This is a genomic window from Actinosynnema pretiosum (genome assembly GCF_002354875.1).
GTDB classification, from domain to species: Bacteria; Actinomycetota; Actinomycetes; order Mycobacteriales; family Pseudonocardiaceae; genus Actinosynnema; species Actinosynnema auranticum.
Window position 1 is genome coordinate 4,932,929 of record NZ_CP023445.1, and the last position, 13,851, is coordinate 4,946,779.

General features: G+C 74.4%; 11 protein-coding genes. 6 read left to right on the plus strand and 5 right to left on the minus strand.

Annotation, left to right across the window (positions count from 1 at the left end):
* Positions 1-35 precede the first annotated feature (35 nt).
* A complete protein-coding gene (gene katG, locus CNX65_RS20995) occupies positions 36-2,270 on the plus strand; it encodes a catalase/peroxidase HPI (protein ID WP_096495290.1) in 2,235 nt (744 codons plus the stop codon).
* Between the two features lie 86 nt (positions 2,271-2,356).
* On the opposite strand, the gene CNX65_RS21000 is transcribed toward katG, so the two are convergent.
* Both CNX65_RS21000 and CNX65_RS21005 read right to left on the minus strand, forming a co-directional pair.
* Positions 2,357-5,557 carry a S8 family peptidase gene (locus CNX65_RS21000; protein ID WP_096495291.1) on the minus strand — a complete coding sequence of 1,067 codons (3,201 nt, stop codon included), beginning with the start codon at positions 5,555-5,557 and terminating at the stop codon, positions 2,357-2,359.
* Positions 5,558-5,828: 271 nt separating this feature from the next.
* Positions 5,829-7,793, minus strand: a complete 1,965-nt coding sequence (locus CNX65_RS21005) for an SdrD B-like domain-containing protein (RefSeq protein WP_096495292.1) — start codon at positions 7,791-7,793, stop codon at positions 5,829-5,831.
* A gap of 205 nt (positions 7,794-7,998) precedes the next feature.
* Between CNX65_RS21005 and CNX65_RS36305 the strand changes: the two genes are divergently transcribed.
* From CNX65_RS36305 to CNX65_RS21015, 4 genes are all read left to right on the plus strand, one after another.
* Positions 7,999-8,151, plus strand: a complete 153-nt coding sequence (locus CNX65_RS36305; protein WP_177154296.1) for a hypothetical protein — start codon at positions 7,999-8,001, stop codon at positions 8,149-8,151.
* A gap of 156 nt (positions 8,152-8,307) precedes the next feature.
* Positions 8,308-8,571: an RICIN domain-containing protein gene (locus CNX65_RS21010; protein ID WP_232519933.1), complete on the plus strand. Its 264-nt coding sequence runs from the start codon at positions 8,308-8,310 to the stop codon at positions 8,569-8,571.
* Positions 8,568-8,753 carry a hypothetical protein gene (locus CNX65_RS36310; RefSeq protein ID WP_198320522.1) on the plus strand — a complete coding sequence of 62 codons (186 nt, stop codon included), beginning with the start codon at positions 8,568-8,570 and terminating at the stop codon, positions 8,751-8,753. Before CNX65_RS21010 ends, CNX65_RS36310 begins: the two co-directional genes overlap by 4 nt.
* A gap of 179 nt (positions 8,754-8,932) precedes the next feature.
* Entirely contained in the window at positions 8,933-9,469 is a 537-nt protein-coding gene (locus CNX65_RS21015) for a hypothetical protein (protein WP_096495293.1), read from the plus strand.
* A 59-nt stretch (positions 9,470-9,528) separates the two neighbouring features.
* On the opposite strand, the gene cobF is transcribed toward CNX65_RS21015, so the two are convergent.
* Together cobF and CNX65_RS21025 are read right to left on the minus strand one after the other, a co-directional pair.
* On the minus strand, positions 9,529-10,329 hold the full coding sequence (cobF, locus tag CNX65_RS21020; protein ID WP_096495294.1) for a precorrin-6A synthase (deacetylating): 801 nt from the start codon (positions 10,327-10,329) through the stop codon (positions 9,529-9,531).
* A gap of 34 nt (positions 10,330-10,363) precedes the next feature.
* On the minus strand, positions 10,364-10,978 hold the full coding sequence (locus tag CNX65_RS21025) for a TetR/AcrR family transcriptional regulator (protein WP_096495295.1): 615 nt from the start codon (positions 10,976-10,978) through the stop codon (positions 10,364-10,366).
* Positions 10,979-11,022: 44 nt separating this feature from the next.
* On the opposite strand from CNX65_RS21025, the gene CNX65_RS21030 reads away from it, so the two are divergent.
* Entirely contained in the window at positions 11,023-12,435 is a 1,413-nt protein-coding gene (locus CNX65_RS21030; protein ID WP_096495296.1) for an FAD-dependent oxidoreductase, read from the plus strand.
* Positions 12,436-12,560: 125 nt separating this feature from the next.
* On the opposite strand, the gene ectB is transcribed toward CNX65_RS21030, so the two are convergent.
* On the minus strand, positions 12,561-13,808 hold the full coding sequence (ectB, locus tag CNX65_RS21035) for a diaminobutyrate--2-oxoglutarate transaminase (RefSeq protein ID WP_096495297.1): 1,248 nt from the start codon (positions 13,806-13,808) through the stop codon (positions 12,561-12,563).
* Positions 13,809-13,851 lie beyond the last annotated feature (43 nt).

Here is a 13,851-nt window from a genome sequence, read left to right on the forward strand (position 1 = left end):
TTCGACCGCTGTTCCCGCTCCCGGAAGGATCTCCTGTGTCCGACAGCCCCAACGCCGTCGTCGGTGACATGAACGTCGAGGAGGCGGGCGGCTGCCCCGTCGCCCACGGCCGCTTCTCGCACCCGACCGAGGGCGGGAGCAACCGCGACTGGTGGCCCAACCAGCTCAACCTCGCCATCCTGCGCAAGCACTCCCCCGTGGCCGACCCCATGGGCGGCGACTTCGACTACGCGGCCGAGTTCGCCACGCTCGACCTGGACGCGCTGGCCGCCGACGTGGACGCCCTGCTGACCACCTCGCAGGACTGGTGGCCCGCGGACTTCGGCCACTACGGCCCGCTGATGATCCGCATGGCCTGGCACAGCGCGGGCACCTACCGCACCCACGACGGCCGCGGCGGCGCGGGCGCCGGGATGCAGCGGTTCGCGCCGCTGAACAGCTGGCCGGACAACGGGAACCTGGACAAGGCGCGCCGCCTGCTGTGGCCGGTCAAGCGCAAGTACGGCCGCAAGATCTCCTGGGCCGATCTGATGATCTTCGCGGGCAACCGCGCGCTGGAGACCATGGGCTTCAAGACCTTCGGCTTCGCCGGTGGCCGCGCGGACGTGTGGGAGCCCGACCAGGACGTGTACTGGGGCCCCGAGCGCACCTGGCTGGGCGACGAGCGCTACACCGGCGACCGCGAGCTGGAGAACCCGCTCGCCGCCGTGCAGATGGGCCTGATCTACGTCAACCCCGAGGGCCCCAACGGCAACCCGGACCCGCTGGCCTCGGCCCGCGACATCCGCGAGACGTTCGGCCGCATGGCGATGAACGACGAGGAGACCGTCGCCCTCATCGCGGGCGGCCACACCTTCGGCAAGACCCACGGCGCCGCCGACCCGAACGTCCACGTCGGCCCCGAGCCCGAGGGCGCCTCGCTGGAGGAGCAGGGCCTGGGCTGGAAGAACACCTTCGGCTCCGGCCGTGGCCGCGACACGATCACCAGCGGCCTGGAGGTCACCTGGACCCCCACGCCGACCCGGTGGAGCAACTGGTTCTTCCACAACCTCTTCACCTACGAGTGGGAGGTCACCAAGAGCCCGGCGGGCGCCTGGCAGTGGAAGCCGAAGAACAACGCCGCGCAGGGCACCGTGCCGGACCCGGAGTCCGGTGAGCTCAACCGCGCGCCGTCCATGCTGACCTCGGACATCGCGCTGCGCGAGGACCCGGAGTACGGCAAGATCTCGCGCCGCTTCTACGAGAACCCGGCCGAGTTCGCCGACGCGTTCGCCCGCGCCTGGTTCAAGCTGACCCACCGCGACATGGGCCCGATCCAGCGCTACCTCGGCCCGCTGGTGCCGCAGGAGGAGCTGCTCTGGCAGGACCGCCTGCCGGTGGTCGAGCACGAGCTGGTCGACGCCGACGACGTGGCCGAGCTCAAGCGCCGCGTCCTCGACTCCGGCCTGTCGATCTCGCAGCTGGTGTCGGCGGCGTGGGCGTCGGCCTCGACGTTCCGCGCCAGCGACAAGCGCGGTGGCGCGAACGGCGCCCGCGTGCGCCTGGAGCCGCAGCGCGGCTGGGAGGCCAACGACCCCGAGTCGCTGGCGAAGGTGCTGCAGAAGCTGGAGGAGATCAAGGAGGCCTTCGACTCGGCGCAGACCGGCGGCAAGAAGGTCTCGCTGGCCGACCTGATCGTGCTGGCCGGTTCGGCCGCCGTCGAGCAGGCCGCCAAGGACGCGGGCCTGGACCTGCACGTGCCGGTCACCGTGGGCCGCGCGGACGCCTCGCAGGAGCAGACCGACGTCGAGTCGTTCTCCGCGATGGAGCCGACCGCCGACGGCTTCCGCAACTACCTGCGCCCCGGCCACAAGCTGCCCGCCGAGTACCTGCTGCTGGACCGGGCGAACCTGCTGGACCTGAGCGCGCCGGAGATGACCGTGCTGGTCGGCGGTCTGCGCGTGCTGGGCGCCAACCAGGGCCAGTCGGAGCTGGGCGTGCTCACCACCGCGCCGCAGACCCTCACGAACGACTTCTTCGTGAACCTGCTGGACATGGCGGTCGAGTGGAAGCCCGCCGCCGCCGGTGACGGCACCTACGCCGCCCACGACCGCGCCACCGGCGAGGTCAGGTGGACCGGCAGCCGCGTGGACCTGCTGTTCGGCTCGAACTCGGAGCTGCGCGCGGTCGCCGAGGTGTACGCGAGCGACGACGCGAAGGAGAAGTTCGCCCGCGACTTCGCCGCCGCGTGGTCCAAGGTCATGGACCTGGACCGGTACGACCTGGTCTGATCGCCCCCGGTGATCGGACGCGGCCCCCGGCGGAGTGCTCTCCGCCGGGGGCCGCGCTCTTTCCCCCGCGTCGCGCCGCGGCGGTGTCAGCGCAACGCGTACGCCCGGATCACGGTCTGCTCCACCGAGTTCCCGGACGAGTCCGAAGTGGACGCCCGCAGCGACGCGAACATCGCCCCCGGCGGGCTCGCGGTCGTCACCGACCACTCGCCGTCCCGGCCGCTCACCGGGGCCGCCCGCCAGGTCCTGCCGTCGTCGTACGAGACCCCCACGCCCGGCCTGCGCACGTCCGACACGTCCGCGCTCCCGTTGCGCTGCACGGACACCGGGATCGTGACCCGGCCGCGCGGCGCCCGGTTGCGCTGGTCCAGGTCAGGCGCGAACCGCACCGCCAGCAGCGGCGCCGCCTCCTCCGCCAGGGTCCGCTCGGAGTGGAAGCGCCACTTCGCGCTCACCCGCGTGGACAGGTCGAACCCGGCGCCGCCTGCCGCGTCGACGCTCAGCTCGTAGTCCCCCGCGGTCTCGGGCAGCTGCGCCAGCAGGTGCCCGGCCTGCCGCAGCTCGTCCAGCAGCACCTCCCCGTCGCGGGTGAGCAGGACGCGCTCGGTGATGTGGTCCCGACCGCCCCGGTGGTTGGCGCTCTGGTCGGTGAACAGCGGAACCCGGTAGAGGAACCGGTCACCCCGGCGGGCGGCGTGGGGCAGGTCCCCCTCGCCGACCTCCGGGAACGCCGGGCCGAGCACACCCCGGTACCAGGACTCGTCCAGCACCTGGCCCTTGCGGTAGACCACGTCCTTCGCCTGCTCCTGGAAGCCCCTGCCGCTGCCGCCCTGCTCGGAGCGGAGCTCCGTCCCGTGCCGCCACGGCACGTCCGGGCTGTAGTGCAGCAGGATCGCGTGCGGCGTGGCCAGCTCGGTGAGGAACTGGTGCCGCACCACGGTCCCGCTGCCCGCGGAGGCCGCGGTGGCGTTCACGTGCGCCAGGTCCCGCTTGTGGAACTCCCGGCTCAGGTCGTGCGGAACACCGCCCTCGACGGCCCACTTCAGCGCGTACTGGTAGGGCAGGCCGGTGAACCCCTCGGGTGGGACCAGCGCGTGCTCCAGGGTGGTCTCGGCCGCCTCGGAGGTGGTGTCCGACGGCACGAAGAGCACGTTCTCGGGGTCGTAGCCGAAGCCGCTCGTGCGCGCCCGCCCGCCCAGCACGTCCATGGAGAGGAACGCGCCGACCATGGCGGGGACCGCGCCGGGTTCGTCCAGCGCGACCCGCGCAGGCACGCCGCGCCGGGCGTCCAGCTCCAGCACCGAGGAGGCGCCGATCCGCAGGGCGGGCTCGACGAACAGGGTGGTCTTCTCGTCCAGGGAGACCATCGTGGACATCAGGTAGTCGCCGACGGGCAGCCGGACGGTGGTGGAGCCGGACGGGTCGTACGGCCAGTACTGGTCGCCGGTGGCGGTGTTGAGCAGCCAGGACGCGTACCTCCGCGCGGGCCCGCCCTCGTGGTCGAGCACCCGGATCGGCAGGTCGCGCATCTCCGGCTCACGGGTCAGCCCGATCGGGACGCGCACGTCGTCGCCCGCGAGCAGCACGCCGCTGTACGCGCCGAGCGGCGAGTCGGCGGGCAGGGCGGTGGTGACGACGACCTCGGCGGAGCCGCCCGCCGGGACGGTGACCGACGCCGGGGACACCGAGACCGCGCCGGGGAGCTCGGCGCCGGAGGGGTCGCGCAGGACGGCGGTCAGCGCGACCTCCTCCGACTGGTCCCCGGTGTTGCGGTAGGTGACGGTGCGCGGGGGTGGTTGCTCGCCGTCGTCGTGCGGGAAGCGCAGGGTCCCCAGGCCCAGCGACGGCGGGTCGGCCTGGAGCGGGGTGGTGGTGGCTCGGGCCAGGTCGACGCGGCCCGCGCCCTGCTCGTAGGCGGTCGCGCCCTTCGGGTCGACGGCCGTGCCCATCAGGGCGGCCTTGAGCTGCTGGGCCCGCCAGTCCGGGTGCTGCTGCGCCAGGACCGCGGCGGCGCCCGCGACGTGCGGGGCGGCCATCGAGGTGCCGGACATGGCGACGTGCCCGCCCGGCGTGCCCGCCTCGGCCGCCACGACGTCGACGCCGGGCGCGGTGATGTCCGGCTTGAGCACGCGCTCGTCGGCGTTGGGGCCGTGCGAGGAGAACGGGGCCAGCACGTCGTCCCGGTCGACCGCGCCCACGGTCAGCGCGGAGGCCGCGGCGCCGGGGCTGCGGACCGTGGCGGCGTGCGGACCGGAGTTGCCCGCCGCGACCACGAACAGCGCGCCGGTCTCGGCGGTGAGCCGGTCGAGCGCGCGGGCCAGCGGGTCGTCCTCGCTCGCGGGGGCGCCCAGGCTCATGGTGACCACGTCGGCGCGGGCCGCGGCCCACTCCATCCCGGCGATGATCCACGAGTAGGCGCCGCTGCCGCGGTCGTCCAGGACCTTGCCGTTGAGGATCCCCGCGTCCGGCGCGATCCCCCGGTACCGGCCGGAACCGGTGATGGTGGAGGCGACGTGCGTGCCGTGGCCGTTGCGGTCGCCCGCGTCGGCGCTGTCGCCGAAGTTCGCGGACTCCACGACCGCGCCCGCCAGGTCCGGGTGGGCCGCGTCGACCCCGGTGTCCAGGACCGCCACCCTGGCGCCCGCGCCGGTCAGGCCCGAGGCCCACGCGGCGGGCGCGCCGATCTGGGCGGCGGTGCGGTCCAGGGTGGCGCGGGCCTTGGCGTCCAACCAGATCCGGCCGGGGACCTGATCGACGGCGGAGGCGGGCAGCGGGCGGGACTTGGGGGCGTCGAGCGCGTAGCCGTCGACGCTGGGCAGCTCGCGCACCGCGTCCCCGGCGGGGCGGACGGCGTCGGGCGCGCCGGTGACGATCAGCGGCAGGTGGTCGGTGCGGGCGTCGTCGTAGCCCTGGGCGATCAGGCCTGCGACGTCGAACAGGGCGCGGTCCAGCCTGCCCGAGGCGACGTCCGCCGCCACGTCGGAGGGAATCACGTGCAGGGCGTCCCGGAAGCCGGAGCGGTGGAACACGATCTCCTCCCGGCCCGCGCCGGGGGTGACCCGGACGTCGTCGCCGTCGACGGTGACGACGTCGCCGGTCAGGAGGGTCACCACGCCGTGCGCCCGGTGGCCGTCGGTCGGGGTGGTGCTGGTCGCGGTGGTGCTGGTCGCGGTGGCGCCCGGCGCGTCCCGACCGGCCTTGGGGCCCGCCGCAGCCGTGGAGGCGGTGAGCACCGCTGCCACGACCGCCGCCACCACCCCGGCGGAGAGCGATCTCCGGAGAGGCATGTGTTCTCCTCCGCTCACGCGACGCCCCTGGGCGGGACGTCGTCGCGGATGGCACTCCCCCGGCAGGCTCGGAGGTTGCCCGGCGTGGGCGAACTGCGCCGGACGGGGTCGGGAAAGCGCTCGCCCGGCGTCCGGGGCTGGGCCGCGGGTCGGCGCGGCGGTTGCTCCGCGCGCCGGGGGTGCCGGCGGGGAGGGAGGGCACGGGGCGCGGCAGCGCGGGCGCCGCACCCGGTTCAGGTGCGGCGCCCGCGTGGTGGTGCGGAGAGGCCGGTCAGTCGCTGCGGCGCGCCGCGCGGTGGCGGCCTCCGGTGGCGGGCTTGCGGGTGGTGACCAGCAGGCCCGCGCCCAGGACCATCAGGACCAGGGCCGTCAGCAGGAGCGCGTGCGCCGGGCGGCCCGTGGTGGCCAGGGGGGTCGTGGAGGGCTGCCGGGTCGGGAGCAGCTCGGTCACCACACCGGGGGTCGGAGCGGTCGTGCTCGGGGTGGCGAGGACCGGGGTCGTGCCGTCGTTGTCCGGGTTGTCGTCGGGGGTGCCGTCGTACAGGGCCACCGCGACCGTGGTCGCCTGCGGCAGGACCGGGGCCGTCGCGGTCGTCACCACGGTCAGCGGCTCGAACGAGGCGCCCGGCTGGACGGTGGCCGGGTTCGCGCAGACCAGCTGCCGGCCGGTCGCCTGGCAGGTCCAGCCGGACTGGGCCAGCAGCGCCCTGCGCAGGTTCTGACCTGTCCCGGTCTCGGGGCGCAGGCCGTCCGGCAGGGTGATCGTCACGCGCGAGCCCTCCACCGGCGTGGTGCCCCGGTTGACGACCACGGTGGTGAACGTGACCTTGTCGCCCACGGCGGGCTTCGGGTTGTCCACGGCGAACTGCACGCCCAGGTCGGTGCGCGGCGGGGTCGTGGTGGTGGACGTGGTGGGGGCGGTCGTGGTGGGCGACGTGGTGGAGGTGGTCGCGCCAGTCGTGGTCGTCGGGCCCGTGGTCGTCGTCGGTGTGGTGGTCGTCGTCGGTGTGGTGGTCGGTGTCGGCGTGGTGGTGGTCGTGCTCGGCGGCGTCGTCGTGGTGGTCGGTGTCGTGGTGGTCGTCGTCGGAGCGGTCGTGGTCGTGGTCGGCGGGGTCTCGCCCGGCGCGAGCTCGTAGAAGCCCGCGTCCAGGGTCATGTCCTGGGTGATCCCGCTGTTCTCGACCTTGATCTCGACCGGTGACGAGTACCCGTCCGCGTCGACGTGCGACCCGACCGTGGCGGACTTGTCGCGCTGGGTGAACACCGTTCCGGTCGGCTTGACCACTCGGATGAAGTACGTGCCCTCGTCCAGCCCCACGAAGTAGTACTCGCCGTTGGCGTCGGTGAGCTGGCTGTCGACGACCCCGCCCGGTGCGCGGTGCAGCTCGACGGCGATGCCGGGCACCCCGTCCTCACCGGTCCCCTGGAGCCCGTCGCGGTCGGCGTCGAGCCACACGAAGTCGCCCAGCGCGCCCTTGACCATCGAGAAGTCCACGTGCCTGCCCTGCCCGGACGCCAGCGCGAACGGCACCGAGGTGGGCGAGGCCGCGCCGTAGCCCGCGGGCAGCGTCGCCCGCACGACGTAGTCACCGGGCAGGACGGCGTCGAAGCTGTAGTTGCCGGTGGTGGAGGTGGTCGTGGTCGCGACCGGGGTCTCGTCGGGCTTCACGAGCGTGACGGTCACGTCCTCCAGCCACTCGTGCTCGTCGTCCTCGATCGTGCCGTTGGCGTTGTTGTCCACCCACGCGGTGCCGGTGACGGCCCCGATCCTCATGCCGAACGAGTACCCGGTGGCGGACGCGCCGCTGTCGACCCGGATGCCGCTGATCTGGTTCGGGGCGCTCACCGAGCCGCCCGCCGCGCCCGCCGCGGACTTGCCGTCGGCGTACCCGGCGGGCCGGGCGGCGGTGACCGAGTACAGGCCCGCCTCCAAGCCGGTGAAGGCGAACTCGCCGGTCGCGGACGTGGTCGTGGTCGCGGACGCCGCGCAGTCGGGCTGCTCGCCCACCGGGCAGCTGTCGCGCCTGCCGGTGAGCCGGACGGGCAGGTCGGCCAGCGCGGTCTCACCGCCCTGCCGGACGCCGTCGTCGTTCGCGTCCACGTACGCCTGTCCGGTGATCGAACCGGTGCCGACCGCGCGCAGCACGCCCGGCACGTCCCACCACAGGACGCCGAGGACGAGCAGCGCGATCGCCGCGACCACCGCGAAGCGGTGCGCGCCCCGTGCAGCGGGCATGGGTCAACTCCCGTTCGACTCGGGTACCCCTACGTGGAGCAATGTCCACCGGGAGGCGGGAGGTCGCCGGTCCGACCGGGGAAGTAGACCGGTCCGAGCGACGGAACCCGCCCCAAACCCTCGCTCCACCGGGTGACCCCGGCACGGGTGAAGGAGCAGCGGTGGGTGGTTGTATAGGGGCGGGATCGAACTCGGGAGGTGGGCGGTGGCCTCGAAGCGCAGGAGCGGCGGGTGCGCGCTGTACGCGGCGCTGCTGGTGGCTCTGATCATCCTGGTGCCGCCGGTGCGGGACTTCGCGCGCGACCTGCTCGCGTCGCTGCTGGACGGGTTCGCGGAGAACAACCCCTTCCGCGAGTGAGCTGAAGGGACGCAGGACTTCCGCCGTTCGGCTCTCTTCGCGCGAAAGCTGTTATGGCCGCGCGCTCGCCGGTGTCTGCGCGGTCGCCGCTCCCGCCCCTGCGCGGGCGCGGCGGGCGACGACGCCTGCGAGAGGACGAGGGTGCGCGAATCGAATGTGAGCGTTAACAAGAGCGGGCACGACAACACCGCCAACGGCGCGCCGGTCGCGCAGTGGGACTGCTGGAACGGGGCCGTGCAGCAGTGGGCGCTGCGCGGGTCCGGGTCCGGGACCTCCCAGCTGGTGACCGTGGCCAGCGGGTTGTGCCTGTCGAACGAGGACGCCGGGCAGGGCCTGGGCGTGGCCGGGATCAAGGACACGGCATCCAGATCGACAGCTCGAACAAGGTCTGGATCGACCACAACACGATCACGCGGATGAACGACGGTCTGATCGACAACCGCAAGGACACCACGAACCTGACCGCGTCCTGGAACGTGCTGGCGGAGAACAACAAGTCGTTCGGCATCGGCTGGACCGGCAACGTCGTCGTGAACTCCAGCGGCAAGCAGCAGAGCGGTGGGGCCCCAGGGCGACATCGGCGTCTGACCGGGGTCTCGTGACCCCAGGGGCGCGCGGTCCCCGTTCCCGACGGCGGGGACGGGGGCCGCGCGCTTTCCCGACCCTGCGCGAGCGTCCCGGCGCGGTGCGTGAGCGGGGTCGGCGCGGTGTCGTGGGACGCACTCGGCCAGTTCCGCGAAACCGCTGGTGATCACTGGGGCGATCGCCTGTAATGCCCACTGTGGACGAACTCCCCACCAGACTGCGCGAGCTCCCGCCCGAACTGCTGACCCGCGTGGTCGAGGCCAACCGCGAGGCCAGCGCGCCGGGTCGGCACGCGATCGACGGTCGGGTCGCGGTGCGCCTGGCCTGCGACCTCGTGCTCGCCGGGGTCGACACCCCGCACGTGGTGGACCTGGCCTGCCAGTCGCCGGGCGAGGTGTCCGACGAGACGGCGAACGCCCTGCTCAGGGCCGCGCTCGACGACCTCGGCCTGCCCGCGGTCGACTGGTACCGCTTCGAGTGGGCGCTCACCCGCAAGGTGGCGGGCGTGGCGCTGCGCGGCGAGGTCGGCCCGTGCGAGGGCATGTACGACCTGTGGGACCGCTGGGACTCGACCCCGGACAGCACGTCGGTCGCGGGCGCGCTGCTGCTGTGCGCGGAGTGGGAGCGGGCGGACGAGGAGGAGCGGGTGGTCCTGCGGACCCGCATCCGGGCGTTCGCGCGGGCCACGGTGGAGCTGGCGGACCAGCGGTTGGCCGAGCAGGACGGGCGCTGAGCGCGACGGGCGCCGAGCGCGACGGGCGCCGAGGCCCGTCGCGCCCCCGACCCGCCCGGTCAGCGCGTGCGGCGCAGCAGGTAGGTGTCCATGATCCAGCCCTTCTCCGCCCGCGCGCGCTCCCGCGTCTCCACGATCCGCTCCGCGACCTCCGCCAGCGGCCCGGCGATCAGGATCTCGTCCTCGGTGCCCACGTACGCGCCCCAGTGGATCGTCACGCCCGGCTCGTCCTGGTGCTCCAGGAACGCGTTGCGGGCGTCCAGCATCACCACCACGTCGTCCGCGTCCTGCGGCCACCCGGCCGCCAGGCGCCTGCCGGTGGTGATCTGCACCGCGCCCGCCACCTGGTTCAGCGTCGTCGCGTGCCTGGCCGCCAGCGCGGAGACACTGCTGATGCCGGGGATCACCCGCACGTCGAACTCCGTCGTGCCGCGCGCCCGGACGTCCTCCACGACCGCGATGATGCTGTCGTACAGCGCCGGGTCGCCCCACACCAGGAACGCCCCGACCTCGCCCTCCCCCAGGTGCTCCGCGATCAGCCGCTCGCACACGTCGGCCCGCCGCACCCGCCAGTCCACCACCGCGTCGGCGTAGCCGTCGGCGGCGCGGTCCCTGGGCGGGTCCTCGGCGCGGACCACGCGGTAGCCGCCGCCGGGGACGTGGGTGGCCAGGATGGCCTCGCGCAGGTCGGACAGCTCGCGCGCCTCCCCCGGCTTGTCCAGGAAGAACACCACGTCGGCGCGGCGCAGGGCGTCCACCGCCGCCACCGTGACGTGACCGGGGTCCCCGGCGCCGATCCCGACGACCTCGACCTGCGCGCGCACCAGCACCACCCGTTCCGCTCGGAAAGACCCGGCCATTGTCCACCACGGACGGACCGGCTCCCCCGGAAGGTCAGCGGGCCAGCAGCGAGTCCGACGCCTGGCCGCACAGCCACGCCGCGCCGTCGTCCCAGGACAGGCCCTCCGCCCGCACCACCCGCCACGCCGGGAAGCCGAAGTAGAACCACAGCGCCCGCCGCAGCTCCTCGCCCCCCACCCCCTCGCGCAGCCCGCCCAGCTCCAGCATCCGGTCCGCCGCCTCCGCGAACCGCGCCCTGACCTCGGCCTCGGCCACCCGCGCGGCCTCGGCGACGTCGGGGTGCGCGTCCCGGTTGTCCAGCAGCACGGACAGCGTCAGCTCCCGGCGGTCCCTGGTCACCGAGGTGCCCCGCGCGACCAGGCGCAGCACCTCGGCGGCGCTGGTCGCGGACGTCAGCGCGGCGGTGGTCGCGCGGACCGCCTCGTCCGCGACGCCGTCGTCGACCATGGCCAGGAGCAGCGCGGACTTGCCGCCGACGCTGGTGTACACGGTGTTCACCGCGACCCCGGCGGCGCGCGCGATCGCCGCCACGCTGGTGCGCGCGTACCCGCCCTCGGCGAACAGCTCGGCGGCGGCGCGCAGCACCCGCTCGCGGGTTCGGGCCGCCGCCTCCTCGCGGAGGGGGGAGGTGTAGCCACGGGTCTCCACAGGATCTACAGTAGCGCACCTACATTCACTGGAGGTTCGTTACTATGAATTCCTCGGGCAGGGTCGTCGTGGTCGGCGCCGGGCCGGTCGGGCTGTGGCTGGCGGCCGAGCTGGCGCTGGGCGGGGCGCGCCCGGTCGTGCTGGAGCGCGAGCCGGAGCGGTCGCCGCACTCCAAGGCGCTCGGGCTGCACCCCCGCACCCTGGAGGTGCTGGCGCTGCGCGGGGTCGAGGACGGGTTCCTGCGCGACGGCGGTCGCACGCCCGGCTGGCACTTCGGGATGCTGCCGACCCGCCTGGACTTCAGCGGCCTGCCCACCCCGTTCCCGTTCCTGCTCACCCAGCCGCAGGCGCGGACCGAGCACCTGCTGGAGCAGCGGGCGCGGGCGCTGGGCGTGGAGGTGCTGCGCGGGCACGAGGTGACCGGGCTGGACCAGGACGCCGACGGGGTCGTGCTCCGCGTCGCCGGGCGGCCGGACGTGCGCGCCGAGCACGTCGTGGGCGCGGACGGGGCGGGCAGCGCGGTGCGCGCGGCAGCCGGGATCGAGTTCCCCGGCACCGAGTCCACGCACTTCGGGTTCCTCGGCGACGTGCTGCTGACCGACCCGCCAGCCCCCGGCGCGAGCTGGCACAACGAGCACGGCGCCCTCATGGCCGCGCCGCTGCCGGACGGCCGGGTCAGGCTGGTCGGCTACGACCCCCGCGCCGGGCGCGAGCCGCTGACCCTGGACGGGCTGCGCGCGGTCGCCCGGCGCGTCGCGGGCACCGACTTCGGGGCGCACTCCCCCTCGTGGCTGTCGCGGTTCGGCAACGCCACCAAGGTCGCGGCGCGCTACCGGGAGGGGCGGGTGCTGCTGGCAGGCGACGCGGCGCACCGGAACTTCCCGGCGGGCGGGGTGGGGCTGAACGTGGGCGTGCAGGACGCGATGAACCTGGGCTGGAAGCTGGCGGCGGTGCTGACCGGGCGGGCCGGGGAGGAGCTGCTGGACGGCTACCACGCCGAGCGGTGGCCGGTGGGCGCGCAACTGGCGGAGCACACCAGGGCGCAGACGGTGCTGATCACCGGGGTGTCGCCGGAGGGGCAGGCGCTGCGGAAGCTGCTCTCGGAGCTGCTGGCGGGCGACCGGGCGCTGGTGGAGACGCTGGCGGCGAAGCTGTCGGGACTGGACGTGGCGTACCCGGACCCGGCCGGGCGCCCGGCGGTGGGGGCGCGGGTCCCGCTGCGGGAGGGGCTGTTCGAGCACTTCCACCCCGGGGCGCCGGTGCTGCTGACGACCGGCGCGACCGGCCCGGTGGCCGGGGTGGCGGCGGCGCGGGTGAGGCCGGACGACCTGCCGTGGAGCGGGGTGGCGGCGGCCCTGGTCCGGCCGGACGGGCACGTGTGGCGGGCGTTCGAGGACGCGGACGACCGGGGCGCGATCGAGGCGGCGGTCCGGGAGCTGTGGCCCCCGGTCGCCTGATTTCGGCCGACACTGAAGGAATAAGTGGAATCACGAGCGGGCGCCCGGACGGCTCCGAGCACGATCCCCGGGCGCCCGACCGGCTCCGGGAGCGGGTCCGCCCCCGCCCCCGGAGCGCGGCCCGCTCAGCCCACCACCGCCGCGACCGCCTCGTCCAGCACGGCCAGCCCCTCCTCCAGCTCGTCGTTCGTCGAGGTCAGCGGCGGCAGGAGCTTGACCACCTCGTCCAGCGAGCCCGACGTCTCCACCAGCAGCCCCCTGGCGAACGCCTCCGCCGCCACCCGCCGCGCCGCGTCCGGCTCCCGGAACGCCACGCCCCACACCAGGCCACGGCCGCGCACCTGCGCCACGCCCGACGGGTGCGCGACCGCGAGCGCGCCCAGGCGCTCCTGCAGCAGCAGGCCGCGCTCGGTGGTCTGCTTCTCCAGCACGCGGTCGGACCAGAACTCCCGCAGGGCGGCGGTCGCGGTCACGAACGCCGGGTTGCTGCCCCGGAACGTGCCGTTGTGCTCCCCCGGCTGCCACACGTCCAGCTCCGGCCGGAACAGGGTCAGCGACATCGGCAGGCCGTAGCCGCTCAGGGACTTCGACAGGCACACCACGTCCGGGGTGATCCCGGCGGACTCGAAGCTGAAGAACGGGCCGGTGCGCCCGCAGCCCATCTGGATGTCGTCGACGATCAGCAGCACCCCCCTGCGGGCGCACAGGTCCGCGAGGTCGGCCAACCAGGCGGACCCGGCCGGGTTGACGCCGCCCTCGCCCTGCACGGTCTCGACGATGACGGCGGCGGGCAGGTCGACGCCGCTGCTGCGGTCGGACAGCAGCGCGTCCAGCAGGACCAGGCCGGGCACCGCGCCGCCCGCGAAGCCGTCGTAGGGCACGCGGTGGACGTGCCCCAGCGGGATGCCCGCGCCCGCGCGCTTGGCGGCGCTGCCGGTGACCGCGAGCGAGCCCAGCGACATGCCGTGGAACGCGCCGGTGAACGCGACGACCGACTGCCGCCCGGTCGCCTTGCGGGCCAGCTTGAGCGCGGCCTCCACGCTGTTGGCGCCCGTCGGGCCGGTGAACTGCACCCGGTAGTCGAGCCCGCGCGGCGCGAGCACCCGCTCGGCGAACTCGGCGAGGAACTCCCGCTTGGCGCGGGTGAGCATGTCCAGGCTGTGCGCGACCCCGTCCCGTTCGAGGTAGTCGAGCAGCGCCCGCTTGAGCAGGGGGTGGTTGTGGCCGTAGTTCAGCGCGCCCGCGCCCGCGAAGAAGTCCAGGTAGGCGCGGCCGTCCTCACTGACGATGCGGCTGCCGCACGCGCGGTCGAACACCACCGGCCAGTTCCTGCTGTAGCTGCGGACCTCGGACTCGATCGCGGGGGTGGCCATGGCTTCTCTCCTCGGGACGGGGCAGGACGGGGACAGGGCAGGA